The sequence below is a fragment of the Pontibacter mangrovi genome (genome assembly GCF_006385705.1).
In the GTDB taxonomy this organism is placed as follows: domain Bacteria; phylum Bacteroidota; class Bacteroidia; order Cytophagales; family Hymenobacteraceae; genus Pontibacter; species Pontibacter mangrovi.
The window spans coordinates 226,163-252,069 of record NZ_VFRQ01000002.1; the positions used below are offsets into that span (position 1 = coordinate 226,163).

The following is a 25,907-nucleotide window of genomic DNA, read 5'->3' on the forward strand; positions in this document are numbered from 1 at the left end:
ATCGGTTACAAGCTGTAGTTGGAAGGGCGTCGCAGAAGTTGCCGGAAGTATAAAATCATAAAAAGCGGGTAAGACTGGCAGCAGGCATGCAGTTGTTTACGCTCATTTCTGTAGCTGTTTAACAGCCTTTGCGCAGGTTATCGGCAAAGGCATTCGGCAGCGCGCTATCCTCTATGGCACGGGCCGCTTTCTCGTAGTCATACTTAAACCGGATAAACTCTACCTGTATACTGTCCTTGTCCAGCACGGAGCTGCTCTCAACCAAGGTAAGCATCACATAGCCTCCGCGGTTATCGCCATCCTTAGGCTTGCCCACCGAGCCTATATTGACGGCGTGGCGAAAGCAGTCCTTCTCCCCCTCTCCTGATCTCAGTATCCGGTGGTACGGCTTGTGGGTATGCCCGAAGCACAGGATGTCGGCATTGGCGTTTTGCATCAGGCGCAGCAGGCTTTTCTCCTCGCGGTCTTCGAACAGGTACTCGTTTACCCTTCTGGGGCTGCCGTGCACAAGCAGCAGGTTCAGTTTGTGGCTGTTTAGCTGGTACTCTACCCTGATGTGGGCCGGGAGCGTTCGGAGGTAGCGGCGCTGCTCGGGCTTGATGGTTTCGTTGGTGAAGGAGATGGAGATAGCGCCGTTGGCCTTTTCTTCTTCCGTTTTGTAGGCACAACCGCAGTCGCTGCTTTCCCTGCCAACGCCAAAGTCATAGTTGCCGGCAATGGTGGGGATGTTGCGCCTCCTGATCTCGTCGATCACTTCATTCGGCCAGATGTTGTAGCCTACCAGGTCGCCGAGGCAGTAGATAAAGTCCGGCTTCCTGCTGTCTACATCCGCAAAGAAAGCCTCCAGCGCGGGCAGGTTGGCGTGGATGTCGCTGAAGAGCGCTATCTTACTCATTGCTTATCTTATATTTAGCAAGTATAGCGGCAGTTTAGCAGCAGCCACCGCCGGGAGTGCAGGCGTTACCTGTTGCCACTACTTTAAGCTGTTCCATCGGGATGCCGCACTTATCGGGGGCCAGGCAGTTGGTGGTTTTCGAAAGCAGCACAAAGCTCTTTCCGTTATAGCCAAGGCCATACTTGCCGATGGTATCCCCCTGGTACTCCACCTCAATTTCCAGGTCTTCCATATCCAGCGCTTTCTCGGACAGGCCAATGATGTGAAGCAGCTTCTGCGGCTTTAGCCTGTGCTCAAAGTCGTTGGCATCCCATAGCTGAAAGTTTGCCACCTTCTCGCTGCGCACCGTGCCGCCGCAGTCGATGAAGCGCTTGGCAACCACGCCTACCTCCGTTACATGGAAGTGCGCCGGCACCTTTGCCCCGTTCTCCAGTTCAAAATCCACCGCCTCCGCAGTTTGCAGTATTTGTTTTACTTCTGATAGTTTCATGATAAGTATGGTTAACTACAACAATGAATATACTTGTTAGCAACAGGTGGTATCCTGCTCTCTGACACCGGACAGCAAAGCAGAGAAATAGCGGTTCAGGTAGTCGAATGCCTTCTCATCCAGGCAATAGCAGATAGCGCTGCCCGCTACCGTGCCTTTGATGATGCCGGCCTTCTTTAGCTCCTTCAGGTGCTGCGACACAGTTGCCTGCGCCAGCGGCAGTTCAACCACTATATCGCCGCACACGCAGGATTTTGCCTTTAGCAGGTGCCCGATAATGGCAACTCTTGCCGGGTGGCCCAAAGCTTTCAGCAGGACGGCGACCTTGTTCTGCTCCGCCGTAAAATGCTCCGTTTTTGTTAATCCCATTGTCCCGATCTTTTCATCGTAATATTACGATGAATATTTCAAAACAGCAAGAGATAAATGCTCTTGGGGCAAAAGCTTAAAGTATGGGTTTGTAGAGGAAGGCCAATCATAGTATAAAATCCTTGTCAGTTAACTGCCTGGGCTGGCTGCGGAAGGCTAAGGAAATAGAGGATCACCAGCACCGTAACGGTTGCCGTGGTTAAGAAGGCCGCCGTAGCCCCAAACTGAAACCAGATAAGCCCCGTCAGCGAGCTTGCCAGCATGGTGCAGATGCTCTGGAAGCCGGCGTAGGTTCCGATCGCCGTTGCGGTGTCTTTCCTACTTGTGATGTTGGAAATCCATGCCTTGGAGATGCCCTCGGTGGCGGCGGCGTAGATACCGTAGAGCAGGAACAGGCCGTAAAACAAGTACAGGTTCGTGTTTACCGCCATCCCGAAGTATACGGCTGCAAACAAGCTTAGCCCAATGATGAAGATCGTCTTGAGCCCGACCTTATCTGCCACCACACCTACCGGGAAAGCAAACAGGGCATAGACAAGGTTATAGAAGATATAGACCCCGATCACCGTTGTGTCATCCAGCCCGGCCGCCTTTGCCTGCAGCAGCAGAAACACATCAGAACTGTTGAACAGCGTAAAGAGGAGCAGGCCGCCAACTACTTTTCTGTAAGCTGCGGGGCTTTCTTGCCAGTAATGCAGAAATGAGAAAAACGAGGTCGGCGCCTTGGTTGCTGGTGCAGGAGATCTCTTCTCTCTGAGCAGGAAGGTAGTGCCAACGGCCAGCAGCCCCGGCACAAACGCTATAAAGAAAAGCGCTTTGTAATGCTCCGGGTGATAGTGAAGGTATACCAACGCCAGGGCCGGGCCGATAACAGCCCCCAGGGTATCCATGGAGCGGTGAAACCCGAAGATCTTGCCCTTTGTTTGCGGCGTCGCCTCATCCGACAGGATAGCATCTCTGGCTCCTGTTCTAATGCCTTTCCCGAACCGGTCGATGGTTCTGGCAAGGAAAATCCAGAGGGGAAACACGAATATGGCCATCATCGGTTTTGACACGGCGCTGAAGGCATACCCCACCTGCACAAACGGCACCCGCCTGCCAGAGGCATCCGACATCTTTCCGAAATAGCCTTTGCTCAGTCCTGCAGTGGCTTCGGCAACACCCTCAAGTATACCAATAAGCACAACAGAGAAGCCTATGGACTTCAGGTAAATTGGCATGATGGGGTAGAGCATTTCGCTGGCTGTATCGGTAAACAAGCTTACCAGCGACAAAACCCACACTGTTTTGGAGATATGCTTCACTGTTGCTTTGATATCGGGTTAGCCTTAGATCTATTGATATATATGTAAACTTTGCGCCAACTGTTTTCCAATGTCCACTGTACCTGAGGCCAACTTTACTCGTAGTTCTGCCTTGTATGATGTTGCCAATGTCTTATATTTGTGCGCGTGGTAAAGTATGGCTTATTATGCCCTAACCTGCCATGCAAAGTATACATTCCGGTGTACAACATTTTTCAGGCTGTAGCAGTGGCTTCTGCCGCAGCTAAAGACCAAGGCCCTGTAGTTCAATGGATAGAATAGGAGTTTCCTAAACTCTAGATCCAGGTTCGATTCCTGGCAGGGCCACAAAACCGCTGACACTGCGCGCCAAGCCATACTATACACCGCTCTCCTGGCCGTAAAACATTGCTTTCCCAGATAAAATTTCCCAGCCATTTCCCTATCCATCCAGCCTGAACAAAGATTTATACTTCATGCAGGTTTCTCTGCACCTAGTATGCCCTCGCTTTGCTTGTGCTACAAACAGTTAAAAAACGCAACGCTCTAGCACCAAGCTACAAATGTTTTGCAGGTGTGTAACATTCTGCGCACGATTACATATATATACTACTATACTACATTTCTGGCGCACCATGCTATACACCCGATGCCTCACGTTTGCCGCCTTTTTATTCTGCGCCTGCTCCAGTAACAACGGGGAGCTGCAGGAACAGGAAAAGGCCACCGTTGCCAGCGAAACAGGGCAAGCAATGCCCCTTCCCGCCGATGTGCTTTATAGCACCAAGTCCCTGATCAACGGAAAGCTCTACAGCAAACCGGATTTTAAGGCCAGCCCCCTAGCCTATTTCGACACGTCACAAAGTATACAGGTGCTCGACACAACTCATACTTTATTTGCCAAAGCCCGCATCCGCCGGGATACGGTGCAGTATGTAGGCTACGTGCCTAAAACCATACTTCCGGAGCAAAAGAAATAACAGAAACTCCCATTAAACAAAAACGGCAGCCCTGCTGACCAGAGCTGCCGTTTGTTTGGCAAACACCAAGATTATTTTATCACCACACGCCGCACGGCGCTGTAATTATCTGCCTCCAGTTTTACGTAGTATAGCCCCTTGGCATAGCGATCCAGGTTAATCGTGCGGGTAAGCTTTGGCTCGCTGCGCCTTAACGTTTCGCGGTGAATCTCGTTACCAATTACGTTCAGGATCGTGAGTTCCACCTGCTCTGCCTCCAGGTTAGAAACAGATATGGTAAACACGCCATTGCTGGGGTTAGGATAAATAGAAATGCTTTCTTCCTGCTCCAGGCCAAGTGGGTTTTTCTCCACCTGCTGCGTTGCCTGCACCTGTGCAGGAGGTTTTGCCTGGGCCTGCACAAACAGCACAGTAAAACATGTAAAAACGGTAAGTAAAAGTTGCTTCATATTAAATATTCGCCGGAATGTGATCCGAATTATTACTGACAAAAGTCGTTCCATTTATAAAACGCTTGAGGCAGTTTTTTGTTCCTGTATTATACCCCTAAAAAAGGGGCTGTTCACCAAATTTGCGGCTTCCAAATTGAATTTATCTTAGTTTATACAGCACAGGCAGGTTAGATGAAAAAAGATGTTGTGGTGATTGGCGGGGGGCTGGCGGGCTTGGTAAGTGCATTAGGCCTGGCCCGGGCCGGCTTGCAGGTGGCAGTTGTCGAGAAGCGCGCATACCCCTTTCACCGGGTTTGTGGCGAGTATGTCTCCAATGAAGCTTTGCCTTACCTGCGCCGGGTAGGTGCCCAAATCAGTACCCTTAACCCGGCCCGCATCAACAACTTTATGCTCACCTCCCCCACCGGCGCCAGCCTGCACGCAAAACTGGACTTAGGCGGGTTTGGACTTAGCCGCTACACACTGGACAACTACCTGTACAAACTGGCAGAGGCTCAGGGCGTAACGTTTTTGCTGGGGCAAACGGTGCAACAAGTAAGTTTTGCTGATAACCGGTTTACAGCGCAGCTAAGCAGCGGCACAAGTATAAAAGCAGAGGTAGCCATCGGTGCGTTTGGCAAGCGCGCCAACCTCGACCGCCAGCTGCAGCGCAGTTTCTTTCAGGTGCGCTCGCCCTACATCGGTGTCAAGTACCACATCAGGCATGACTTTCCGCGCGACCTGATCGCCCTGCACAACTTTAAAAATGGCTATGCCGGCATTTCAGCCATCGAAGACGGCAAGCACTGCTTCTGCTACCTCACCACCCGCGACAACCTGAAAGCGCATGGCTCCATACCTGCTATGGAGCAGGCCATACTTTACCGCAACCCGCACCTGCGCCGCATCTTTTCCGAGGCCGAATTTCTTTACCCGCAGCCCGAGGTGATCAACGAGATTTCTTTTGCCACCAAAACCTGCCTGGAGAACCACATGCTGATGTGCGGCGACGCGGCCGGCATGATCACGCCGCTGTGCGGCAACGGCATGGCCATGGCCATACATGCTGCCAAAATCGCGACAGACCAGGTGCTGCTATACTTTGGCGGGAGCCGCACGCGGCAAGAGCTGGAGCAACAGTATACTTTAGCCTGGAAGAAGCAGTTTGCCGGCCGGTTGCGCCTGGGCCGCACGGTGCAGCAGCTGTTTGGCGGGCCGCTGCTGTCGGAGGCGGCGGTGGGGCTGCTGAAGGCGGTGCCGCCCGCGGTGCAGCTGATTATGCGGAGAACGCACGGTCGCCCTTTCTGACCCTGCTTAAATCTTATCAGCTGCTGCTTCCGTACTTAAGTGCATGTTTCGTTTTCCGTGTGCGGCATATCATCGGCATACTTTCTCCTGAAACATACTATACCGAAACATATCCCGATACATGAAAAGCTACATTTGCGCCATCGGCACGGCTAACCCTCCGCATGTTATACCGCAGATGCAGGTGGCGGATTTTATGGCTGCCGCCCTGCAGTTCGGCGAGCAGGATACCCGCAAGCTGAAGGCACTGTACCGTGTGTCGGGCATTGGGCAGCGCTACAGTGTGCTGGAAGACTACACCCGCCAGAACGGCCACTTCTCCTTTTACCCCAACACCCCTACCCTGGAGCCTTTCCCCACGGTGCAGCAGCGCATGGATGTGTACCGCCGCCATGCCGTGGACCTGTCGGAAAAAGCCATACGTGATTGCTTGGAGCAGGCAGGGCCGACGCAGCTAAGCGAGCTGACGCACCTGATTACGGTAAGCTGCACGGGCATGTATGCGCCGGGGCTGGACATTGAGCTGGTGGAGCGGCTGGACCTTTCGCCGTGCGTGCAGCGGACCTCGGTGAACTTTATGGGTTGCTATGCCGCCTTTAACGCCATCAAGATTGCCGACTCCATTTGCAGGGCAAACCCCGAGGCGAAGGTGATGCTGGTGTGCACTGAGATCTGCACCATCCATTTCCAGAAAAACCCGGAGCAGGACCACCTGGTGTCGAACGCGCTGTTTGGCGACGGCGCGGCGGCGGTGCTGATGCAGGGGCAGCCCTGCCAGCAGGTGAGCCTGGAGCTGCAGTCGTTTCACTGCGACCTGGCCCCGGCGGGCAAGCGCGACATGGCCTGGCACATCGGCGACACCGGCTTCGAGATGACGCTCTCCTCCTACGTGCCCGACCTCATTAAGAAAGGTATAAAACAGCTGACGGAGCGGCTGCTGCAGGGGCTGAAGACTACCATCTCCGAGATAAAGCTCTTTGCCATACACCCCGGCGGGCGCCGCATTCTGGAGGTGATAGAACAGGAACTGGGCATGACGCGCCACGACAACCGCTTTGCCTACCAGGTGCTGCGCGATTTCGGCAACATGTCGTCGGCCACGGTGCTGTTTGTGCTGAAGGAGCTGATGCAGACGCTCACGCCCCAAGAGAAGGACGAGCCAGTGCTAAGCTTCGCCTTCGGCCCCGGCCTTACCCTCGAATCGATGTTACTGAAGGTACACTATGCACATGCTGAGGCAGCGGTCTAACGAGCCGGAGCTGATGGATGACCTGACGCTGACAGGCGAGGAGCTGCGGCGGAACCTGGCGGAGCTGGAGGTGATCAACAACTGGCTGGGCGGGCATAAGGTGGTGCTGGATGCGCTGGACGAACTGGTGGCCAAGTATAAACCGCCCCGCCTGCGCATCGCCGACATTGGCTGCGGCGGCGGCGACACCCTGAAAAGCATTGCCCGCTGGGCGCGTAGCAAAAGTATAAATGTAGAGCTGGTGGGTGTGGATGCGAACGATTTTATGGTGCAGTACGCCCGCCGCCACTGCAGCGACTTCCCGGAAGTGCAGGTGCAGCAGCACGATGTGTTCTCAGAGGAATTCGCTTTGCAAAAGTATGATGTGGCAGTCTGCAGCCTCTTTTGCCACCACTTCACCGATGCACAGCTCGTGCACATGTTCCGGCAACTGCACCGGCAGGCAAGTATGGCCGTCATCATCAACGACCTGCACCGGCACTGGCTAGCCTACTACTCCATCAAGTATATTACAGCGGCCTTCTCCCGCTCATACCTCGTAAAGAACGATGCGCCGCTTTCGGTGTGGCGGGCCTTCCGGCGGCAGGAGCTCGAGGAGTTGGTGCGGCAGGCGGGCATAAAAAAGTATGAGCTGCGCTGGATGTGGGCGTTCCGGTGGCAGTTGCTGCTGCACAATGTATAAGTTAAACGCAAAATGCGATCTACAACTGTTATCAAAACTCTAACCCACCCCTAGCCCCTCCGAGGAGGGGAATAAGTTATTTTTGCAGAAATTCCCCTCCCTGGAGGGGCAGGGGTGGGTTAATCGAAAAATGTTTTAAGTATAAAGGAGGGCTACGGCTAAAAAGAAGAACCAATTATGCGCAAACAAACCATCAACTTCTGGATACTTTTTGCGGTCTCCGTTATTCTCTCGGCTATCGCCATTTCCCTCTTCTTCAAGGCGCTGAAGATAATCCTTATGGTCATCCTCACACTGGCCCTTGCCCCGATCGTCTACCTCATCCTCCGCCTCATCTTTCCGACTAAAAGGCACGACGAGGACAAGCTGCGGGAGCGGGATTAAGGCCGGTGATTTTATGGATTAGAGGGATTATATCAATATCGATTGAGTAATGCGCATGGGTTTGCCCCACAGTTTACCAACAGCCTAGAACCCACCCCTAAGAGCTGCGCTCGCTAGCACAAAACTCTCGTCTTGGCTAGCCCAGAGGAGGGGAATCTGCCTATAGATTTGTAAAAGGTACTGCGCACGAACTAATTGACATGAGTATTAGTATGATTTTACCACCGCATGTATAACCTGCCTATGTACAGGTTTCACTCTCTAACTTTTTAACTTTCTAACTAGAAAAAGAGCTGCTGCGCCAGCCTAAACGTGTTGGCGTGCGCCTCCACAATGTGCGCGATTTTTTGGGAGTAGCCGCCGCCCATACTTACCGTCACCGGCAGGTTGTTTTTCCGGCACAACTCCAGCACCGCGCGGTCGCGGGCTTTGCAGCCGTCTATGCTCATGCCCAGTTTGCCCAGCTTATCCGTCGCCAGCACATCCACCCCCGACTGGAAAAAAACGAACTCCGGCTGCACCTCATCGATCAGGCGCGGCAGGTAGTCGTTCAGCAGCTTCAGGTATGTTTTGTCATCCGTCCCCGCCTCCAGCGGCACATCCAGGTCCGATTTCTCTTTATGGAAAGGATAGTTGTGGCCGCAGTGCATGCTGAAGGTGAACACGCGCGGCTCATTTTCAAAGATCTGCGCCGTGCCGTTCCCTTGGTGCACGTCCAGGTCTACCACCAGCACCTTGTTTATACTTTTATACTTGAGGAGGTGATTGGCGGCAATGGCGATGTCGTTGAGCAGGCAGAAGCCCTCGCCACGGTCGGTGAAGGCGTGGTGGGTGCCGCCGGCAATGTTCATCCCCACGCCATACTCCAGCGCAAACAAACTGGCCTGCACCGTGCCGTTCATAATCACTACCTCGCGCTGCACCAGCTGCTCCGACAGCGGGAAACCCGTCTTCCGGATCTCAGAAGCCGTGAGCTGCAGGTTGCTGAGGCGCTGCCAGTATTCTGTGTCGTGGGTATCTAGTATAAACTGCTCGGCCAGCGGCTCGGGGGCAAACAGGTTTTCTTGGGCAATGGTGCCTTCGTACAGCAGCTGCTCGGGCAGCAAATCATACTTGGCCATCGGGAAACGGTGGCCTTCGGGCAGGCTGTGGGCAAAAATTTCGGACCAGGCAATCTTCAGCATAGCACAAAACTAACAAAATAACGCAGGCCTTGGTTTGCGAAAACAACAAAAAACAATTAGTGCTCTACTGCCACACCTCCACCAGATTAGTGCAATTTAGCCGATCTTTAAAGGCCTTGGTGGATAACTTGCGAAACTAATTATGAGCGTTGGCTGGAGCTAAGTTTCACAGCATTTTTAAGCGCATAAATGTGGATAACTTTGTTGATTACCCTTGTTTATCCACCAAGCATTGTGAATTCCTATGGAAAAGCAACTTCATTTTCTGATATTTTAGTTAAAAAATAAAATAGTGTGGAATTTATCCACAGGTGCCATACATGTTGCTACATGCACATCTCTTGTTAATATTAATTTTCATATTATCGGAATATCACAATTAAAGACCCTGTTCTTTTCTCCTACTATGCGTCTTCTCTAGTAGCCCAACAGGCACTGAACCGCCGTAATTAGCCTCATCAGGAACTACTGCTACAACCTGAGCGCAGAAATAAAGTATAAATCATATATAAACAGCGCTCCGGCGTCAGCGGAGGCTCAGAAAGAACTAGAAACTATGAAAAAAGCATGTTTACTTGTGCTGCTGGCACTTTGGTCGGCTACCGTGTTTGCCCAGAATACCGATGTGCCCAGCAACATTATGCAGAACCACAACCTGCTTAGCCGCTCGCCCAACTCAGGCATAGGCATAAAAGGAGGCGTAAACTTTGCCAGCATCCATGGCGGCGACAAAGACAAATTTGGGGAGTCCAACAGCCATACTTCTTTCCATGCGGGTATTTTTGCGCAGTTTGGCTTCGGCAGCTTCTTTTCGCTGCAGCCGGAGCTGCTTTACTCGCGCAAAGGCTATGAGCGCCAGGATTCGGTTTTCAGGATGGATTACCTGGAGGTGCCTGTGCTGGCGGTCTTTAACATTTCCGACAATTTTAGCGTGCACATGGGGCCGCAGGTGGGGGTGATGGTATCGGCTAAGGTAGAGGACGAGGAAGTAGACCTGGAGCCCTACAACACCTTTGATTACGGCCTGGCCGCCGGGCTGGAAGGCCAACTGGACCGCTTCCGGGTTGGCGCCCGCTATGCCCACGGCTTTGCCGACCTGCGCAAAGAGGACAGCGACGGCAACAGCCTTGACGAGGACATTAAGAACGGCGTGATACAGGTATACGTCGGCATCTCCTTCTAAAAAAAGCAAAGCTGCCGCCGCACACGCTAAAGCATACCTGGTATCGTTTTAGCTTCCAGATAACGTACATACTGCCATATAATCCTGAATTTATGCGTAAAACGCGCCGATACCTGACCTTACTGCTGGCTTTGCCGCTCCTGATGCTTTGCGCCTGCGACACCACTGTGCAGACCGACGAGGCAGAGATTGGCGAGGCTGTAGTGAAGAAAACCACCCTTACCCCCACCGACACCTTTGCCCTGGACACCGCCCAGAGCAAGGTAACCTGGATCGGCGCCAAAATGACCGGCCGCCACAACGGTTTGATCGACATCCAGACAGGGGAGCTTTACATGACGGATAGCCTGATTACCGGGGGCAAGGTGGTGCTTAGCATGACCACCGTGCGCTCCGCCGACAAAACCATAGACGAAGCCAGCAACAAGAAACTCACAAACCACCTGCGCTCCGACGATTTTTTTGACACAGAGCGCTACCCTACCGCCGTGTTCGAGCTGACCGGAATCGCCCCTTACGACAGCTCCGAGGCCGGCACCAGCGATGCGGTGGTGTACAGCGAACTGCGCGTGCAGCATCCCTCGCACCGCATTACCGGCAACCTCACCATCCGCAACCAGACTAAAAGCGTGGCTTTTCCGGCACGGGTAACGCTGGAAGACAGCCTGCTGCGCGCCAAGGCCAACTTCAACATCGACCGCACGCAGTGGGGCCTTGTTTACCGCTCCGACAAATCGCTAGGCGACCAGACCATCCGCAACGAGGTGAACATTGGGTTGGACCTGGTGGCCAAGCCCAAGCAGCCCTGATCGGACATTAGCAGCGGCACAAACTACACCCTGTGTATGCTAAAGCCTGTTTTTGTGCGTTCCTACTCATAAACCACCGTTTACTTATGAGAAAAGTTTTATACCTGCTCCCTCTTCTGCTGCTTTTTTGCCTGACGGCCAGTGCCCAAAGCCTGCCCCAGCTAAACCAGTCGCAAACAGGCACCTTAAAGGCAGGTATGCTCGTTTTGGGCGGATGGGCCATTCTCAACATCCTGTTCAGTAGCTTTAAGCTTACCAGAACCAGCCGCAGCCGCCGGTATTTTCATCAGATGAACGTGTACTGGAACATCGTAAACCTGCTGATTGCCAGCTACGCCCTCTACGCTATACTCTCCCGGCCCAGCGCCGGCCTGCCGCTACCTGACAGCCTGCAACTGCACACACTGTACAAAAGCCTGCTCTACCTGAACGTGGGGTTGGATGTGGCTTACCTCCTGCTGGGCCTCTACCTGAAGGAGCGCGCGCGCTGGGCTACCGGCAACGAACAGCTGCAGGGCTGGAGCCAATCGGTGCTGCTGCAGGGCGCCTTCCTGTTTGTGCTGGACCTGGTGCTGGTAGTGCTGTTGGAGGGCTACACAGAGCCATTTTTCAGGCTGGTGCAGCAGTAACCTGGAAAAAAATATACGCCTCGACCGGTTATACTTTACAGCTGCCCTGCCTACGCCAAAGTATAAAAACAAAGCGAGCCGCACCTTAAGTATAAAGTGCGGCTCGCGGCAAAGTATAAAGTATAAACCGGCTTAGCGGTTATGCTTTCCTTCGGCAAATTCTTCCACCATTTTCTTGTTGAAAGCCGGGATGTCGTCCGGGTTGCGGCTCGTTACGAGGCCTTGGTCCACTACCACCTCCTGGTCTACCCATTCGGCGCCGGCGTTCTTCAGGTCGGTCTGCAAGGTATGGTAGCTGGTCATTTTCTTACCTTTTACCTTACCCGTCTCGATCAGCGTCCAGGGGCCGTGACAGATGGCCGCTACCGGCTTGCCGCTCTCCATGAACTTGTTCACAAAACTAACAGCCTCCTTGTTGGCGCGCAGGTTGTCCGGGTTCATCACGCCGCCCGGCAGCAGCAAACCGTTGTAGTCGTCGGCTTTTACCTCGTTCAGCTTTTTGTCTACCTTAAACTTGTCGCCCCAGTCGGTGTGGTTCCAGGCCTTTATCTCGTTGTTTTTGTTTGGTGAGATGATATGCGCCTCGGCGCCCGCGTCTTTCAGGGCCTGCAGCGGCTTTGTCAGCTCCACCTGCTCAAATCCTTCCTCTACCAGTATCGCTATCTTCTTTCCTTCTAATTTATTCGCCATTGTTAAGTTTGTCTTTTGTGGTTAAACATTTCTTAAGTAGATAACGGTTAAAAGCGCCTTTTGTTAACGCCCCGGTGCCGCAACGCTCCCTCCTGTTATAATAGCTTCCGCTAATATTTTCTAAAATTATCTTGTGGGTTTGATGTTGGCACCTTAAGTTTGTACCACTATTTATAATAAGTCTAAATAAATATAGCGTTTGCTAAGCTAAAAGAATATTGGCTGGGGAGCGCTGCTAACAAACCTGTTACATGCTGAAAAACTATACTTTACTCGCGTTACTTCTCACCCTGTGCCAGCTGGCATGGGCGCAAAGATCAAACACCATACAAGGCCGCGTGCTGAGCGCAGACGGGGCGGCAGTTTCTGGAGCCAGCGTAGTGCTGGAGCACACCCGCTACGGCACCACCACAAACGATGAGGGCTATTTTGAGATCAGCCATGTGCCAGACGGCACCTACCGGGTGCGCGCCATGCTGCTGGGTTTCGAGGGTAACGCACAGAGTGTAACGCTTGCCCAGGGCCAGGCAAAATCCGTGACGCTAACGCTATCGCCTAATGCCCGGCAGGTATCGGAGGTGGAGGTGTTTGGCGTGCGCGACAAGCAGCCGGAAAAACTGGACGCTATTACCCGCCTGCCGCTAAAGCCAAGCGAGCAGATCCAGAGCATTTCCGTGATCTCCGAGAAACTGATTGAGCAACAGGGGGCGCTAACGGTGGTAGAGGGCGTGCGCAACGTGCCGGGGGTTTATACTTATGCTACCTATGGCGGCGTGAGGGAGAGCATTTCTTCGCGCGGTTTCCGGGGCATCCCGACGCTGAAGAACGGGGTGCGCGTGATGACCGACTTCCGTGGCCAGGGCTTCTCTACGGATATGCAGGGCGTGGAGAGCGTGCAGGTGCTAAAGGGCGCCAGCTCCGTTACCATGGGCGCCTCTACCGATCTGGGCGGCCCGGGCGGCATCGTGAACATCGTTACTAAAACACCGAAGTTCGAGAACACCGGCAGCCTGTCGCTGCGTGCCGGCAGCTGGGGGCTCATCAGACCGACCTTTGACGTGCAGCGGGTGCTGGACAAGGACAATAAAGTGGCCGTGCGCCTGAACGGGGCCTATGAGAACGGCGGCAAGTTCCGCGACCACATGAGCAACGAGTCGTTCTACATCAACCCAAGCCTGGAGTGGCGGCCAAACAACCGCAGCACCTTAACCCTGGAGATGGACTACTTTGACGAGGCGCAGAACATAGACCCGGGCACCGTAAACCTGTCGGCGGACAACTCCGAGAACCGCATTTATGACCTGCCGCGGGAGCGCTACTTCGGCTTTGAGTCTGATAAAACCGATGTGCAGCACAGCACCTATACTGCCCGTTACAACTATAACCTGAGCAGCAATTTATACTTGCGCGCCGCCTTCTTCAACTCCAATTACAACGCCGATGCCATTAAAACCGGGCTTTCGGCGCTGAAGACAGACGAGGCGAACAACATTAACGTGGACCAGGCCAACTGGTACCGCCGCTCCATTGCCCACAACTCAACCCGCGAGGATAACAGCACCGTGCTGCAGCTGGATTTGGTGGGCCGCAAACTGGAGACCGGCAAGACCAACCATACTTTCCAGGTGGGCGTGGACTACCGTTACATCGACCTGTTCCAGCCAACCTACAACTCCATCGCAATTGACCAGATCAACGTGTTCGACCCGGCTACCATCAGCCATACCTTGCCGGAGAACCTGCCGGCCTTTGAGCGCACCGGCGGCACGCAGTCGTACGACTACCGCTTTGGCGCCACGCTGCAGGATGTGATCCAGCTGACGGATTGGGCCAGGGTATACGGCGGCGTGCGCTACAGCACCAACAAAACCAGGAGCAAAGGCGAAACCAGCGCCACCACCGAGTTCTGGAACCCGCTGGCCGGGGTGATGTTTACGGTAACCGACGGGCTGAACATCTTCGGCTCCTACACCAACAGCACCAACCCGCGCTCTGCCGCCGTGGTAGACGCAAACGGCGACCCGCTTGGTGCCGAGCGCATTGACCAGCTGGAGGCAGGCATCAAGTCGGAGTGGCTGAACGACCGCCTGCGCTTCAACCTGACGCTCTACAAAATCAACAACAAAAACATGAACCTGAAGGCCTTTACCGTGGATGAGAACGGCACGGTGCTGGAAACCGGCTACTACATAAAAGGCGGCAACGACGAGCGCAAAGGCGTGGAAGTGGAGCTGACGGGGCGTGTGCTGGAGAACCTGGAGATCGTGACTGGCTATGCTTACATTGATGCGCAGTATAAAGAGCATACCACCTTTGTGCCGGGCTCTGCGCCGAACAACACGCCCAAGCATACCTTTAACGCCTACGCCAACTACACCTTCCGCAACGGGCTGTTGCAGGGCCTGAGCCTGGGCACCGGCGCCTATTACCTGGGCAAGCGCCCTTACAACGACTGGACTGTGGAGGGTGTGCAGTACCACGACATCGAGCCGAATACCGCGCCGTGGTACAACAAAGCTTACACCCTAGTGAATGCCCAGATCGGCTACGAGTTTAAGAAGCACTGGGGCGTGCGGGCGCTGTTCAACAACGTGTTCGACGAGGTAGGGTATGACGCCTACCGCTCCAACTTCATCGACAGAATACAGCCGCGCAACTTCTCCGGTATCGTCACTTACAAATTTTAAATAGCAAGCTAAAGCCGCCGATGTCTGCTGTCGGCGGCTTTGCCTTATACCTACACCTACACAACCCCTGCACCATGAAAAAGTATACTTTGCGACAACTGTTTAACGATGTGCACCTGTGGCTGGGCATTGCCAGCGGCCTGGTGCTGTTTGTGGTTTGCCTTACGGGCACTATTTATACTTTCCGGGAGGAGGTAGAGCAGCTGATGGCTCCGGAGAAGTATACAGTAGCAGTGCCGACTGATGCGCAGCCTATCGCCACCAACACACTTATAAAGCAACTGGAGCAGGAGCTGCAGGGCAAGGTTGTCAGCATAAGTATACCTGCGGATAAAGCCAGCACCTACAGCATCGGCGTTGCTCCGGCGGCTGAAGCAGTTGGCAGGAAAGCTGCGGGAGGCAAAGGCGGCGGCAGACCGGCCACCTACTTTGTAAACCCTTATACCGGCCAGGTAGTGGGCACCCCGGAAAGCGCCACTTCTGAGTTTTTCGGCACTGTGATGCGCCTGCACCGCTGGCTGCTGATAGAAGGCAATGTGGGCAAGATCATCGTGGGGGCCTCTACCATCATCTTTACGCTTCTGGTACTGACGGGCCTGGTGCTGTGGTTCCCCGTGAAGCGCAAGAACTGGAAGCAGGGCTTCAGGATAAAAACCAACGCCAGATGGAAGCGCGTGAACCACGACCTGCACAACACACTGGGCTTCTACTCTTCCGTTCTGTTGCTGATCATGGCGCTTACCGGCCTTTGCTGGTCGTTTGGGTGGTACCGCGACGGGCTGGGCAGCGTAATGGGTGCCGAGGTGTTTAAGGGCCGCAAAGAAAAACCGATGACCATTGCCGCCACAGCAACCACAGCCACTCCGGAAGAATACCTTGCCCAGGCCAACCAACTGCTGCCCTACCCCGGCGACCTGCGCCTCTCGCTGCCCACCGACGATACCACCGCCGTGGTAGCACAGAAAAGCAAGACCGGCTTCTTTGCCCTGGCCGCCTCCGACAAAGTACAACTGAACAAGCACAGCGCCGAGCCGCTGAAAGTAGAGAAATTCGCTGACAAGCCCCTGAACGAGCAGATCGTGTCGCTGATAAAGCCGCTGCATGTGGGCAACGTTTACGGCACTTTTTCCAAGATCTTATACTTTATCGCCTGCCTGGTGGCTACCAGCCTGCCCATTACTGGCACGCTCATCTGGGTTAACAAACTCCGCAAAAAGAGCAAGCCAAAAAAGCCGACCAAGTATGGCGCTGCCCCGGTGGCAGGTTAAGTATGAATTTAGTGAAGTTAGGATAGATGAGTTACAGTCCCTGCCACAGTTCCTGGCGGGGGCTTTTGCATATAGCCGCAGGCTATGCGGATATGAACGTTTATAAACGAATAAAACCAAAGCCGGCCCTCGCCACCTCCCTTTCAGCGGCCAGGCAAAGAGCTTCTAAAGCTTGTAAAAGTGCTGCAAAGCCCTTATTGCCTATACTTTATCAAGATAAAACAAAGCTTTGCCGCTCTTGTACTTTTATACTATATTGTATATGCCTTTTGCGAGATGTGCTAAACCACCTCCGCACATAGGGCAGATAAACGGAATAGGGTTCCGTTTAGCAGGTAGTTGAGTGTAAACTAAAGTATGAACAACTTTTGAAATCTATGAACAAACTTTTACTACCAGCCCTCTTTTTTGGTCTGTTAATATTAAGCTACTGTGCAGGCAGGAAGCATACTTCCCCCTTGGGAAGCTATAAAATGTTAGGCACTGTAAAGGGAGTGGCAGATGGTACTTGGATATACCTGAAAAACAATGAGGGAAGCAGCCTAACACCTTTGTTGGATTCAGCTCTTGTCAAAGAGGAGCGCTTTGAGTTTCGGGGCCAATTAAAAGATAAGGTACTGCAAACTATGGTTAGTTTCAAAGAGCCATTCTACGATGCCGATGGCACTTTCAAAGGTTATAAACTATCAGATGCGGCAATGCTCTGGCTTGAGAACAGTGATGTTAGGCTGGAAGGGGAAAAAGGAAGTCTGTTTAAGGCTAAGATAACAGGCTCAGCAACACAACAGGATTTTGAGAGAGTCCTTAAATCCTCTGGAGATGATAAGCTTCTGGGCTTCATTCGGCATAACCCAAACACGTCATACCTCGGCATTTATCTCTTGAACTTGAATAAAGAAAAGTTTGGGAAAGAAGTAGCAGCTGAGCTATTCAGTCTGATGACAGAAGACAAAAGAGAAACCAACTATGGAAGAGAGATTGATGACTATTTAGGTGCTAGAAATAGCAGAGGCGTAAATTAACCTTCTTCTTTGCAGGCCCTATAGAAAGTCAACACTCAACCCTGTTCAGCCTTAACCCTTGCTACGCTACGGGCTTCGGCTGCACGAACTACGTTGTATAAAATCTATAAATTATGAAGCATATCATCATTATTATATTTCTTTTGGCAAACTTAAATATTGGATTTTGTCAGGATAAAAATTTGAATCAAAAGCTAAATTTAGCAATAGAAGCATACGAAAAAGTATATGACTTTTCAGGTACAGTTAAAGTGGTAATAGACAATAATAATACCTTTGAAAAAAGCTATGGGTTTGCCAACAGAAGCTTCGAAATCAAGAATACACCAGATACAAGATTCTCGATAAATTCAATTTCAAAAACATTTACAGCTACGGCAATTTTAATTTTAGTCGAGGAGGGCAGGATTGATATAAATGCGCCAGTTACACGATATATCCCTAGTTTAAAAACAAGTTGGGCAGATAGTATTACAGTACATCATATATTGACCCATACTTCGGGTCTTCCGAGAGAATCTGGTATTCAATCACATGAAGAATTGACATTTAAGGAACAAGTCAAACTTGTTGAGAAACAAACGCTTCTTTTTACCCCTGGAGAACGATACGAATATTCCAACGCTGGTATTATTTTATTGGGTTCTATTATTGAAAATGTAAGCGGCATGAGCTACGAGACATTTATTACTAAAAATATTATACAACCGTTAAACTTGAGGAATACAGGCTATTATAGTGGCAGAAATGTTATTTCAAATCTGGCAGTACCATACCGAATAACTTCGGATGGATTAGAATTTACTCAAAGAAGTAAGCATTATGGAGATAATGCTGGGGGTGGACTGTACTCTAGCCCCTCAGATCTTTTTCAGTTTGTTAAAGGGTTGGAAGACCATATAATTCTAAGTAAAAAGTATGTAGACATGATGTTCCAATCTTATGTACAAAGTGGCGAAAATGAATTTGAAGGTTATGCATGGAGCATTAAATATTTTGGGAATGAAAAATTACATTTTGCAGCAGGTAGTGGTTATGGTACTAAGAGTGTAATTGTTAGAATGCCAGAATCCGGAGACTTCATAGGAATAACTTCAAATTGGGGAAACACCCCTATACTTCAATTATTACGTGATTTATATCTTACTATCAGAAATATAGATGTAAAACTACCATCTGAAGATGAACTAGCTAATCCAGATTCATATAAGAGTCAAATTGGAACTTATATTTTCGATAAAGAAGAACTCGCCAAACATCTTGGTATTAAACGCGATAAAATTCTGTTACAAGAAGTTAATGGTCACTTATTTTTAGATGATGAGTTATTAGCTGAAGAGGGTAATTTTTTGAAACTAACCTATACCAATGAGTTAAAAATTGAGTTTAATGGTGATAAAATGATTATAAATATGAATGGTAATATCATTAAAGGAAGTAAACTACATACAACTTTATATAAGCGATGATGTGGGGGTAAGTGCTAATTTTAAACTAACTTAATTTTAATAGCATACTGTCAAACCGAAAGGAAAGTGCTAATAATCCCGCACTAAGCTTATACTTGACCGTTGCATATCATAAACACAAATAAAAATATACCTATGAACAGACTTTTTCACAAAATCACTTTAGTCTTTTTTTTACTTGCGGTTGCCCTTCAGGCGAATGCACAAACGAATACCGCCTACTATGCAAGAATTAACGAGGCAGAAGTACTTGTTACTGATTCTCTTTTTGCAGAAGCGCTTGTAAAGTACAAACAGGCTTTTAGCCTTCAACCCGCAGCAACCGCCAACGCCTACTACAATGCTGCTGTCTGTGCAACATTGACTGGCAAAAACAAAGACGCCTTCACCTATTTGGGAAAACTCAAGTGCAAGGGTATAGCCTTGGATGAAATTCAAGAGCAGCAAGTGTTCATCTCCCTAATGGGCACAAAGGAATGGCAGAAGTTTTCCAAGCAGTACCAAAGATCGGCTAGCAACTGCACTGACAAAATCAACCAGAGCTACAGAGACACCCTCTTGGCCATGGTGGCCTCTGACCAACACTATTACAGGATAAGGGCTGAGCTAGCCTCCAATAAGACAGACTCTGCGCTGCTTGCCGCTTATGTTGACTCCATTGACTATATCACCAATCGAAACACGGACGCGTTCTTGAGACTGGTTGCCAGGAACGGCTTCCCTTCTGAGAATCTGGTGGGTGCCACGAAGCCAGATGGAGCTGTTTTCTATAACATCCTGCTGCGGCATGCAGTCCAGCGAGGAAGAAGAGATATACTGCCTGTTTTACTGACAGCTGTTCAGAATGGTGAATTATCCCCTCATATCTACGCCTACCACGCGGAATACTTTGAAAAAGCGAAATTTGGTTCCACGGTAGTGAGAGGAACAGCAAGCGGTACACAGGAGCTACCGTTTAGTCCTGAGGCAGAGGAAGCAAAAAACCAGGAGCGTGCGAGGCTGGGAATGGAATCTTTAGCTGACCTGAGGAAGAAGGCAAACTTTAGTAGCCGTGATAAGAGGTTCTACATCAATAAGCCAAATTCCACGGTGAGATTCTTTAAGTCCAGAGAAGAAATGCTTCAGTACAGGAGAGAGAATAGTCTGTAATCTACTTCAAGTTAAGAGGTAGAGATCATAAATATTGCGGCACAGGCTCCATACTCGGCTAAGTCTCACACACTCGCTGCACTAGCACGCAAGCTTAAGAACCATAGATGAAGATAACCTTAACTGAATACATTAAAAAAAGAAACGGAGTAGCCATAGGAAACTCAAGGTCGTTAAGGAATAACCTTTACCGCTCACTTGGATCTAAAAATTTTTCCACTTTTTGGAATCATTGGAATCCTATTTTCGGATTTTATTTAGGGAAATATATTTTCAAGCCGCTAAAAATATATTTTCCTGTCACAATTGCCTTTCTCTTAACTTTTATCTTTTGCGGGCTCATACACGATGCTGTCACTACTCTTGTCCGAGGAAAAACATCCTTTTTCTTTACAACCTGGTTTTTGTTTATGGGAGCAGCGGTCCTAATAACTAGATTGTTCCATCATAACTTTTCAAGGCAAAAATGGCTAGTACGAGCAGTTATTAATCTTACCATAATTGGTATCTGTTTATTACTCACCATATTTATTAAAAAACACTTCTGAGAAGGAGAAAAACCAGCGCACAACAATGGCTTTTTAAAGAACTATTTTCCTGCAGTTATTTCCATAAAAACAGCCGGTTCAACTGAAAATGCATCTTCCCAACATGCCGCTTTTAGTAGCCGAGACGTTATACGCCTTACCCTGAAAGACGGTATCGCAACAGGTAACATGGAGACAAGAAGTACAGGGCGGCAGTAAAGAAGTTTTTGTAGTTAGCCTCATGGCTTTTGGTATAGGCGGCGCGTACACTTACCCTAAAGAATGTAAAGCGGCATGACACCGACAGAAAAAGAAAAAATGATTGCCGGCGAAATGTATGACCCACTGGATAAGCAACTGGTAGAGGACAGGCTGCAAGCGCGGCTGCTCCTAAAAGCCCTGAACGATAGCCGGGAAGACGACACAGCGGAAAGAAGCCGCATCCTGAGAGAGCTCGTTCCTAACGCAGCGCCAGACCTGTGGCTGCAGCCGCCCTTTTACTGCGACTACGGCTATAACATGCACGTTGGCGAACGGGTGTTCTTTAACTTTAACTGCATTGTGCTGGATGTAGCGCCGGTAACGATCGGCAGCCGCACCATGTTTGGCCCAAACGTGCAAGTATACACCGCCACGCACCCGCTGAACCATGTGGAAAGAAGCTCGGGTCGCGAGTACGCAAAGCCTATCGTAATTGGCGAGGATGTATGGATAGGCGGTAGCGCCGTTATTTGCCCCGGCGTATCGATAGGAGACCGAAGCGTGATAGGTGCCGGCAGCGTGGTGACCAAAGACATTCCTGCAGATGTTTTTGCCGCCGGTAACCCTTGCCAAGTTATCCGCCAACTAGACCCCAGCCGCCAGTAGCGCCCCATAAGCCGGTAATTTTCCCAGCCGCTACCACAAAACTTGCAAAAGTATGGCTGATGCGCTACTTTTCTACCGCACTCGCTTAAAACCGGAAGGCAGCGCAAAGCATGGCTCCCGGTTTCATGCCTTTGCCAACATATTTCAACGGCGGTTAACCGTACGTACCAAAACACCTGAGCCAGGCACATGCAGTATCAGTTTAGAAAAGCCACGATTTCTGACATCCCTCACATATGGGCTATTTTGCAGGCAGCCATCGCCCGCAGAAAAGCAGACGGCAGCAACCAGTGGCAAGATGGCTACCCTAACCCGGAGGTGATACAGAAAGACATAGAAACGGATGCCGGCTACGTGCTAACCGCCAACGAGGACATAGCGGGCTACGTGGCCGTGCTGGTTAACGACGAGCCCGAGTATGACAACATCCGGGGCAAGTGGCTGACAAACGCAGACTTTGTGGTGTTTCACAGAGTGGCTATTTCAGAACAGTATTTGGGGCAGGGCCTGGCCAAAAAGCTTCTTCAGTTTATAGAGGAACTGGCGTCTAGTAAAGGTATACACAGCATTAAGGCAGACACGAACTTTGACAATGTGCCGATGCTGAAAATTTTTGAAAAGTCGGGTTATACGTACTGCGGCGAAGTATACTTTAGAGGAAGCCCCCGGAAAGCCTATGAAAAAGTGCTGTCCTCGATTGATGGCAGTAAGCCCTATTAAAAGGTGTTTCTGCAACGGCAACGGCAGTAGACCAGCCACTAAATCATGCTTAGCTACAAAGGCAGGCGCAAACTGCAGCGCCGTTTACAAGAGATCAACTTAAAATAACCATACCTATATATGTACTACATCCTTTTCTACAAAACCACGGAAGACTACCTCGAAAAACGCGGCGCATACCGCCCCGAGCACCTGGACATGATCAACAAGGCCCACGAAAAAGGCGAGCTGGTGATGGCCGGCGCCCTGGCAGAGCCAGCCGACGGCGCCGTGCTGATCTTTAAAGGCGACAGCCCGCAGGCAGCCGAGTCCTTTGCCCAAAACGACCCGTATGTAAAGAACGGCCTGATACGCGAGTGGCAGGTGCGCCAATGGACGGTAGTTGCCGGAGGCGAGTAAATCATCTATTTCAAACTCCGGGGCCAGCGTTTATACTTGTCCCGGAGCTTGGCTCTTAAACCTAAGCCTATAAAACTATGAAGCCCATCATCAAGCCACAGGAACTGGCGCCGCTCCTTCCGCAGGAAAACCTTATACTTATTGATGCCCGCTCCGGCCCCACCGCCCGCGACAAGTATAAAAACGAGCACCTGCAGGGCGCCCTCTTTGCCGATCTGGAAACAGACCTGGCAAGGCCAACGGATAACCCTGCAGTGGGTGGCAGGCACCCGCTGCCAAGCCCTGCGGAGTTTGCAGCATTTCTAGGGCAGCTAGGGATAACTCCTGAGAGCCGGGTGGTGGTGTACGATGATATGAGCGGGGCCAACGCCGCGGCCCGTTTCTGGTGGATGCTGCGTGCCCTGGGCCACCAAAACGTGCAGGTGCTGGATGGCGGGTATGAGGCAACCAAAGAGGCCGGCCTGCCGGTTAGCAGCCAAACAGAGCAGCCCCACCCGCAGCCGCCTTACCCGCAACACGGCTGGCAGCTGCCCATGGCTACCGTAGAAGAAGTAGAGCAGGCCGCCCAAAACCCCGACAACCTGGTGATAGACGTTCGCGCCGCCGCCCGTTTCCGCGGCGAGGTAGAGCCCATAGACCTGGTAGCCGGCCATATCCCGGGTGCGGTAAACATCCCCTATACTTCCAACCTCGACAGCAAAGGCTTTTACCTGCCGCAGGAGGAGCTGCGCACAAAGTATGAAAACGCCCTCGGTAACAGAAAGCCAGAGAAGGTGACGGTGCACTGCGGCTCCGGCGTTACCGCCTGCCACACGCTGCTGGCCATGGATTATGCCGGGCTGGAGATGCCCAAACTATACGTCGGCTCCTGGAGCGAGTGGTCGAGGAGCGGGCGCACGATTGGCACCGGAGAGGAGTAAAGTATAGCTGCGCTATTCTACCTTTTTTGTGTCGATGGGCAGTGGGGCCTCTGTGGGGGTAATGGCGCTGGCGGCCTTGCGTGAGGGGTTCAGGTGGCGGCGGTGCTTCATGCCCTCCAGCCGCGCCTCCACCTCATACTTGTTGTTGTAGTAGCCCACCCGCCACGACTCCTGCAGGTATAGCCACAGAAACCGAAAAAAGCCATGCTCCCGGAACTGCCGGATATGGCACAGCTCATGCGCCACCCAGCCCTCATCTTTCAGAAAGGCTTCCCGGCTCACGCCGCTCAGGTGAATCGTTTTGCCCAGCACCATCGCCACGTTGCTGCTCTTCAGCACCAGGCGGGCAATGCGGGCAAACAACGAGCGCTCCACAACTTTATATTCCATAGCTCTAGCTAAAATAGTACTGCCTATACCACCCTTATACTTGCCTGCAGTGCCACAATGTTGCCCCCGGCCACCTAAAATTGCCTTGGCTTATACTTTGCAGCTATCAGACTGTTTGGCACTTAAGCAGATAAGGTGTAATTTTGCACCGGACAGCGGAAGCTAACTGCACCAAAATCAGGAGCTTTAGCCTGCCCCTTAAGCTGCCCTGGCGGCTCGGCAAAATATCATTCTATGAAAAAGGCGATCATACTTAGCGCGTTGGCTGTTTTGGCTACGGTACTGTCGTACTTTTACGAAGTAGCCCCTGCTGCGCCCGAGCAGGCTGCCCTGCCGGTTGCCGTTACGCCCTATGCCATCAACTCACCGGATGACATGCTGCGCGCGCTGGAGGCAAGCCCCCTGCAGCCGGACGAAGAGCCGGTTACACCGCCCGAGGAGTACTTCGTAAAGAAACTGGGCCTCCGGTTCAGGAACCCCGATTACCGCGCACTGGTGGAGGCCGCCTCTAAATGGATTGGCACCCCTTACCGCTACGGCAGCAGCAGCAAGCACGGCACCGACTGCTCAGGCTTCGTCACCAGCCTCTACCGCGAAGTATACGGCATTCGGCTGAACCGCAGCTCCAACTCCATGTTCCGCAACATCACCCACGTCAGGAAAGACAGCGTACGCACCGGCGACCTGGTGTTCTTCCGCCGCAGCCCCAAAGGTCCCGTGTTCCACGTGGGCATCTACCTGAAAAACAATAAGTTCATTCACTCGGCTACCAGCAAAGGCGTAATGGTTAGCTCTCTTTCTGAGCCATACTTCCGCAACCGCTACTTTGCCGCCGGCAGGGTAAATTAAGCCTTTCCTTCGCGAGGCTATACGCCAAGCACTGTTCCGCCAACGCATGGCGAGCTGGTTGCCCGCTGCCTGCCAGCTTTTTATGCCCAAACCATAACAATTTTATAGGGAGCAAGTATAGGAAGGTTACCGTATGTTTAAGCAAATTGCACCTGAATTGGCAGTAGCCCAGGAAAAGCAACACACGAACAAGCAAGCAGAAGCATGACAGAGAACAGAGGCCCGGAAGGCAAAAAAGTGGCACAAAGCGCCATCTTCAAGAAAATACTGGAAAAAGCGGAAGGCTACCTGAAGCACCCGTCAGAGGTGGCCAAACTAATAAGCGAAACGCTGAAAAAGGCCACGGCCAAAAAAGGCGTGGGGGCCATTGCAGGCGAAGTATGGGAAAACCTGCAGCTGCTTACGCGCATGCTAAAAGCAGCCAGCTCCGGCGAGTACAAAGGCATTCCTACGGCTACCCTGGTAGGCGGTGTGGCCGTGCTGCTTTATTTTCTGATGCCGATAGACGTGATCCCGGACGTGATTCCGGTGATCGGCCTGCTGGACGACGCCAGCCTGTTGGCCTGGTTTATGGCCAGCATCAAAACCGAGCTGGATAAGTTTAAGGAGTGGGAGGCCACGCGCCCCATAAAGGTAAACGACCAGGAGCCCGCCGCCAGCCCCGAAAAGCACGAGGCAGACATATCCTTCGGCACGCCCAAGTATAGCGACCGCGCTGCCGGCGATGTGCAAACTAACACGAACCCGACCATTTAACGAAGCAAACGCACCTATGGAAACGAACAAGGAGAACAGTAAGAAGCAGGAGAAAAAGCCCGAGAAGCAGCAAAAGCAGCCGCGCGACTGGCATTCCTCCGAAGGGCACCACGCCAGCGGCGAAGGCACTGCCACCTCTACGCATGAGGCCAGCGAGCGCGCCGCCACCACCGACAGCAGCCGCGAGCCCAAAAACCCGAACGATGATTTACCCACCGGCGGCAACGTCCGGTAAAAAACCTTTTAAAACCACAGCATCGGCAGGCCACAGCGCCTCTGCCGATGCTGTTTTTCTTGTACTTTATTCAGCTTTCCCTA

The 25,907-nt window shown here is 51.8% G+C and carries 28 protein-coding genes and 1 tRNA gene; 21 read left to right on the forward strand and 8 right to left on the reverse strand.

Features of this window, described 5'->3' with window-relative positions; translation table 11 throughout:
• Positions 1 to 118 precede the first annotated feature (118 nt).
• The 4 genes from FJM65_RS04515 to FJM65_RS04530 form a co-directional block, all read right to left on the reverse strand.
• Positions 119 to 895 carry a metallophosphoesterase family protein gene (locus FJM65_RS04515; RefSeq protein ID WP_140619904.1) on the reverse strand — a complete coding sequence of 259 codons (777 nt, stop codon included), beginning with the start codon at positions 893 to 895 and terminating at the stop codon, positions 119 to 121.
• A 34-nt stretch (positions 896 to 929) separates the two neighbouring features.
• Positions 930 to 1,385, reverse strand: a complete 456-nt coding sequence (locus FJM65_RS04520) for a DUF6428 family protein (protein ID WP_140619906.1) — start codon at positions 1,383 to 1,385, stop codon at positions 930 to 932.
• Between the two features lie 36 nt (positions 1,386 to 1,421).
• Positions 1,422 to 1,754 carry an ArsR/SmtB family transcription factor gene (locus FJM65_RS04525; RefSeq protein ID WP_140619908.1) on the reverse strand — a complete coding sequence of 111 codons (333 nt, stop codon included), beginning with the start codon at positions 1,752 to 1,754 and terminating at the stop codon, positions 1,422 to 1,424.
• Between the two features lie 125 nt (positions 1,755 to 1,879).
• A complete protein-coding gene (locus tag FJM65_RS04530; RefSeq protein WP_140619910.1) occupies positions 1,880 to 3,058 on the reverse strand; it encodes an MFS transporter in 1,179 nt (392 codons plus the stop codon).
• A 255-nt stretch (positions 3,059 to 3,313) separates the two neighbouring features.
• Here FJM65_RS04530 and FJM65_RS04535 point away from each other — a divergent pair.
• Positions 3,314 to 3,385 (forward strand) — tRNA-Arg (locus FJM65_RS04535).
• Between the two features lie 287 nt (positions 3,386 to 3,672).
• Positions 3,673 to 4,017, forward strand: coding sequence for a hypothetical protein (locus FJM65_RS04540; protein ID WP_140619912.1), 345 nt, complete (start codon positions 3,673 to 3,675; stop codon positions 4,015 to 4,017).
• 71 nt (positions 4,018 to 4,088) lie between these two features.
• Here FJM65_RS04540 and FJM65_RS04545 read toward each other — a convergent pair whose 3' ends face one another.
• Positions 4,089 to 4,466 carry a T9SS type A sorting domain-containing protein gene (locus tag FJM65_RS04545; protein ID WP_140619914.1) on the reverse strand — a complete coding sequence of 126 codons (378 nt, stop codon included), beginning with the start codon at positions 4,464 to 4,466 and terminating at the stop codon, positions 4,089 to 4,091.
• Between the two features lie 174 nt (positions 4,467 to 4,640).
• Here FJM65_RS04545 and FJM65_RS04550 point away from each other — a divergent pair, with 174 nt between their 5' ends.
• The 4 genes from FJM65_RS04550 (at position 4,641) to FJM65_RS04565 (ending at position 8,071) form a co-directional block, all read left to right on the forward strand.
• Positions 4,641 to 5,756 (forward strand): NAD(P)/FAD-dependent oxidoreductase, encoded by a 1,116-nt coding sequence (locus FJM65_RS04550; RefSeq protein ID WP_140619916.1) that lies wholly within the window; start codon positions 4,641 to 4,643, stop codon positions 5,754 to 5,756.
• A 121-nt stretch (positions 5,757 to 5,877) separates the two neighbouring features.
• Positions 5,878 to 7,005, forward strand: a complete 1,128-nt coding sequence (locus tag FJM65_RS04555) for a type III polyketide synthase (RefSeq protein ID WP_140619918.1) — start codon at positions 5,878 to 5,880, stop codon at positions 7,003 to 7,005.
• Positions 6,980 to 7,687, forward strand: a complete 708-nt coding sequence (locus FJM65_RS04560; protein ID WP_239022822.1) for a methyltransferase domain-containing protein — start codon at positions 6,980 to 6,982, stop codon at positions 7,685 to 7,687. The genes FJM65_RS04555 and FJM65_RS04560 overlap by 26 nt, the downstream gene beginning before the upstream one ends.
• A 177-nt stretch (positions 7,688 to 7,864) precedes the next feature.
• Positions 7,865 to 8,071, forward strand: a complete 207-nt coding sequence (locus tag FJM65_RS04565; protein WP_140619920.1) for a hypothetical protein — start codon at positions 7,865 to 7,867, stop codon at positions 8,069 to 8,071.
• Positions 8,072 to 8,352: 281 nt separating this feature from the next.
• Here FJM65_RS04565 and FJM65_RS04570 read toward each other — a convergent pair whose 3' ends face one another.
• Positions 8,353 to 9,255 carry a histone deacetylase family protein gene (locus tag FJM65_RS04570; protein ID WP_140619922.1) on the reverse strand — a complete coding sequence of 301 codons (903 nt, stop codon included), beginning with the start codon at positions 9,253 to 9,255 and terminating at the stop codon, positions 8,353 to 8,355.
• 556 nt (positions 9,256 to 9,811) lie between these two features.
• On the opposite strand from FJM65_RS04570, the gene FJM65_RS04575 reads away from it, so the two are divergent.
• From FJM65_RS04575 to FJM65_RS04585, 3 genes are all read left to right on the forward strand, one after another.
• Entirely contained in the window at positions 9,812 to 10,438 is a 627-nt protein-coding gene (locus FJM65_RS04575) for a porin family protein (RefSeq protein ID WP_140619924.1), read from the forward strand.
• A 92-nt stretch (positions 10,439 to 10,530) separates the two neighbouring features.
• The gene (locus FJM65_RS04580; RefSeq protein ID WP_140619926.1) at positions 10,531 to 11,247 is read left to right on the forward strand and encodes a YceI family protein; all 717 of its coding nucleotides are present in this window, start codon (positions 10,531 to 10,533) and stop codon (positions 11,245 to 11,247) included.
• 86 nt (positions 11,248 to 11,333) lie between these two features.
• On the forward strand, positions 11,334 to 11,876 hold the full coding sequence (locus tag FJM65_RS04585; RefSeq protein ID WP_239022823.1) for a DUF6992 family protein: 543 nt from the start codon (positions 11,334 to 11,336) through the stop codon (positions 11,874 to 11,876).
• A 132-nt stretch (positions 11,877 to 12,008) separates the two neighbouring features.
• On the opposite strand, the gene FJM65_RS04590 is transcribed toward FJM65_RS04585, so the two are convergent.
• A complete protein-coding gene (locus FJM65_RS04590; protein WP_140619929.1) occupies positions 12,009 to 12,566 on the reverse strand; it encodes a type 1 glutamine amidotransferase domain-containing protein in 558 nt (185 codons plus the stop codon).
• Positions 12,567 to 12,817: 251 nt separating this feature from the next.
• On the opposite strand from FJM65_RS04590, the gene FJM65_RS04595 reads away from it, so the two are divergent.
• The 9 genes from FJM65_RS04595 to FJM65_RS04640 all read left to right on the forward strand — a co-directional run bounded on the left by FJM65_RS04595 (position 12,818) and on the right by FJM65_RS04640 (position 23,594).
• Positions 12,818 to 15,253: a TonB-dependent receptor gene (locus FJM65_RS04595; protein ID WP_140619931.1), complete on the forward strand. Its 2,436-nt coding sequence runs from the start codon at positions 12,818 to 12,820 to the stop codon at positions 15,251 to 15,253.
• Between the two features lie 74 nt (positions 15,254 to 15,327).
• Positions 15,328 to 16,521: a PepSY-associated TM helix domain-containing protein gene (locus FJM65_RS04600; RefSeq protein WP_140619933.1), complete on the forward strand. Its 1,194-nt coding sequence runs from the start codon at positions 15,328 to 15,330 to the stop codon at positions 16,519 to 16,521.
• A gap of 377 nt (positions 16,522 to 16,898) precedes the next feature.
• Positions 16,899 to 17,543 (forward strand): DUF4369 domain-containing protein, encoded by a 645-nt coding sequence (locus FJM65_RS04605; RefSeq protein ID WP_140619935.1) that lies wholly within the window; start codon positions 16,899 to 16,901, stop codon positions 17,541 to 17,543.
• Between the two features lie 113 nt (positions 17,544 to 17,656).
• Positions 17,657 to 19,012 carry a serine hydrolase domain-containing protein gene (locus FJM65_RS04610; RefSeq protein ID WP_140619937.1) on the forward strand — a complete coding sequence of 452 codons (1,356 nt, stop codon included), beginning with the start codon at positions 17,657 to 17,659 and terminating at the stop codon, positions 19,010 to 19,012.
• A gap of 135 nt (positions 19,013 to 19,147) precedes the next feature.
• Positions 19,148 to 20,161 carry a hypothetical protein gene (locus tag FJM65_RS04615; RefSeq protein ID WP_140619939.1) on the forward strand — a complete coding sequence of 338 codons (1,014 nt, stop codon included), beginning with the start codon at positions 19,148 to 19,150 and terminating at the stop codon, positions 20,159 to 20,161.
• An 821-nt stretch (positions 20,162 to 20,982) separates the two neighbouring features.
• The gene (locus FJM65_RS04625) at positions 20,983 to 21,555 is read left to right on the forward strand and encodes a sugar O-acetyltransferase (RefSeq protein ID WP_140619943.1); all 573 of its coding nucleotides are present in this window, start codon (positions 20,983 to 20,985) and stop codon (positions 21,553 to 21,555) included.
• Positions 21,556 to 21,744: 189 nt separating this feature from the next.
• A complete protein-coding gene (locus tag FJM65_RS04630) occupies positions 21,745 to 22,275 on the forward strand; it encodes a GNAT family N-acetyltransferase (protein WP_140619945.1) in 531 nt (176 codons plus the stop codon).
• A 120-nt stretch (positions 22,276 to 22,395) separates the two neighbouring features.
• The gene (locus FJM65_RS04635) at positions 22,396 to 22,674 is read left to right on the forward strand and encodes a YciI-like protein (RefSeq protein WP_140619947.1); all 279 of its coding nucleotides are present in this window, start codon (positions 22,396 to 22,398) and stop codon (positions 22,672 to 22,674) included.
• A 77-nt stretch (positions 22,675 to 22,751) separates the two neighbouring features.
• Positions 22,752 to 23,594 (forward strand): sulfurtransferase, encoded by an 843-nt coding sequence (locus FJM65_RS04640; RefSeq protein ID WP_140619950.1) that lies wholly within the window; start codon positions 22,752 to 22,754, stop codon positions 23,592 to 23,594.
• Positions 23,595 to 23,606: 12 nt separating this feature from the next.
• Here FJM65_RS04640 and FJM65_RS04645 read toward each other — a convergent pair whose 3' ends face one another.
• Positions 23,607 to 23,984: a hypothetical protein gene (locus tag FJM65_RS04645; RefSeq protein WP_140619952.1), complete on the reverse strand. Its 378-nt coding sequence runs from the start codon at positions 23,982 to 23,984 to the stop codon at positions 23,607 to 23,609.
• A gap of 234 nt (positions 23,985 to 24,218) precedes the next feature.
• Between FJM65_RS04645 and FJM65_RS04650 the strand changes: the two genes are divergently transcribed.
• The 3 genes from FJM65_RS04650 to FJM65_RS04660 all read left to right on the forward strand — a co-directional run bounded on the left by FJM65_RS04650 (position 24,219) and on the right by FJM65_RS04660 (position 25,824).
• Positions 24,219 to 24,833, forward strand: a complete 615-nt coding sequence (locus FJM65_RS04650; protein WP_140619954.1) for a C40 family peptidase — start codon at positions 24,219 to 24,221, stop codon at positions 24,831 to 24,833.
• 204 nt (positions 24,834 to 25,037) lie between these two features.
• Positions 25,038 to 25,589, forward strand: a complete 552-nt coding sequence (locus tag FJM65_RS04655) for a YkvA family protein (RefSeq protein WP_140619956.1) — start codon at positions 25,038 to 25,040, stop codon at positions 25,587 to 25,589.
• A gap of 16 nt (positions 25,590 to 25,605) precedes the next feature.
• Positions 25,606 to 25,824, forward strand: a complete 219-nt coding sequence (locus FJM65_RS04660; protein ID WP_140619958.1) for a hypothetical protein — start codon at positions 25,606 to 25,608, stop codon at positions 25,822 to 25,824.
• Positions 25,825 to 25,907 lie beyond the last annotated feature (83 nt).

What these genes read in the sequence shown, in the direction of transcription:
- FJM65_RS04575 (WP_140619924.1), top strand. Translation starts at nt 9,812, where the DNA reads ATGAAAAAAGCATGTTTACTTGTGCTGCTGGCACTTTGGTCGGCTACC.
- FJM65_RS04550 (WP_140619916.1), top strand. Translation starts at nt 4,641, where the DNA reads ATGAAAAAAGATGTTGTGGTGATTGGCGGGGGGCTGGCGGGCTTGGTA.
- FJM65_RS04570 (WP_140619922.1), bottom strand. Translation starts at nt 9,255, where the DNA reads ATGCTGAAGATTGCCTGGTCCGAAATTTTTGCCCACAGCCTGCCCGAA.
- FJM65_RS04610 (WP_140619937.1), top strand. Translation starts at nt 17,657, where the DNA reads ATGAAGCATATCATCATTATTATATTTCTTTTGGCAAACTTAAATATT.
- FJM65_RS04590 (WP_140619929.1), bottom strand. Translation starts at nt 12,566, where the DNA reads ATGGCGAATAAATTAGAAGGAAAGAAGATAGCGATACTGGTAGAGGAA.
- FJM65_RS04560 (WP_239022822.1), top strand. Translation starts at nt 6,980, where the DNA reads ATGCACATGCTGAGGCAGCGGTCTAACGAGCCGGAGCTGATGGATGAC.
- FJM65_RS04640 (WP_140619950.1), top strand. Translation starts at nt 22,752, where the DNA reads ATGAAGCCCATCATCAAGCCACAGGAACTGGCGCCGCTCCTTCCGCAG.
- FJM65_RS04655 (WP_140619956.1), top strand. Translation starts at nt 25,038, where the DNA reads ATGACAGAGAACAGAGGCCCGGAAGGCAAAAAAGTGGCACAAAGCGCC.
- FJM65_RS04540 (WP_140619912.1), top strand. Translation starts at nt 3,673, where the DNA reads ATGCTATACACCCGATGCCTCACGTTTGCCGCCTTTTTATTCTGCGCC.
- FJM65_RS04625 (WP_140619943.1), top strand. Translation starts at nt 20,983, where the DNA reads ATGACACCGACAGAAAAAGAAAAAATGATTGCCGGCGAAATGTATGAC.
- FJM65_RS04585 (WP_239022823.1), top strand. Translation starts at nt 11,334, where the DNA reads ATGAGAAAAGTTTTATACCTGCTCCCTCTTCTGCTGCTTTTTTGCCTG.
- FJM65_RS04605 (WP_140619935.1), top strand. Translation starts at nt 16,899, where the DNA reads ATGAACAAACTTTTACTACCAGCCCTCTTTTTTGGTCTGTTAATATTA.
- FJM65_RS04515 (WP_140619904.1), bottom strand. Translation starts at nt 895, where the DNA reads ATGAGTAAGATAGCGCTCTTCAGCGACATCCACGCCAACCTGCCCGCG.
- FJM65_RS04595 (WP_140619931.1), top strand. Translation starts at nt 12,818, where the DNA reads ATGCTGAAAAACTATACTTTACTCGCGTTACTTCTCACCCTGTGCCAG.
- FJM65_RS04635 (WP_140619947.1), top strand. Translation starts at nt 22,396, where the DNA reads ATGTACTACATCCTTTTCTACAAAACCACGGAAGACTACCTCGAAAAA.
- FJM65_RS04565 (WP_140619920.1), top strand. Translation starts at nt 7,865, where the DNA reads ATGCGCAAACAAACCATCAACTTCTGGATACTTTTTGCGGTCTCCGTT.
- FJM65_RS04600 (WP_140619933.1), top strand. Translation starts at nt 15,328, where the DNA reads ATGAAAAAGTATACTTTGCGACAACTGTTTAACGATGTGCACCTGTGG.
- FJM65_RS04650 (WP_140619954.1), top strand. Translation starts at nt 24,219, where the DNA reads ATGAAAAAGGCGATCATACTTAGCGCGTTGGCTGTTTTGGCTACGGTA.
- FJM65_RS04615 (WP_140619939.1), top strand. Translation starts at nt 19,148, where the DNA reads ATGAACAGACTTTTTCACAAAATCACTTTAGTCTTTTTTTTACTTGCG.
- FJM65_RS04555 (WP_140619918.1), top strand. Translation starts at nt 5,878, where the DNA reads ATGAAAAGCTACATTTGCGCCATCGGCACGGCTAACCCTCCGCATGTT.
- FJM65_RS04660 (WP_140619958.1), top strand. Translation starts at nt 25,606, where the DNA reads ATGGAAACGAACAAGGAGAACAGTAAGAAGCAGGAGAAAAAGCCCGAG.
- FJM65_RS04645 (WP_140619952.1), bottom strand. Translation starts at nt 23,984, where the DNA reads ATGGAATATAAAGTTGTGGAGCGCTCGTTGTTTGCCCGCATTGCCCGC.
- FJM65_RS04580 (WP_140619926.1), top strand. Translation starts at nt 10,531, where the DNA reads ATGCGTAAAACGCGCCGATACCTGACCTTACTGCTGGCTTTGCCGCTC.
- FJM65_RS04545 (WP_140619914.1), bottom strand. Translation starts at nt 4,466, where the DNA reads ATGAAGCAACTTTTACTTACCGTTTTTACATGTTTTACTGTGCTGTTT.
- FJM65_RS04525 (WP_140619908.1), bottom strand. Translation starts at nt 1,754, where the DNA reads ATGGGATTAACAAAAACGGAGCATTTTACGGCGGAGCAGAACAAGGTC.
- FJM65_RS04520 (WP_140619906.1), bottom strand. Translation starts at nt 1,385, where the DNA reads ATGAAACTATCAGAAGTAAAACAAATACTGCAAACTGCGGAGGCGGTG.
- FJM65_RS04630 (WP_140619945.1), top strand. Translation starts at nt 21,745, where the DNA reads ATGCAGTATCAGTTTAGAAAAGCCACGATTTCTGACATCCCTCACATA.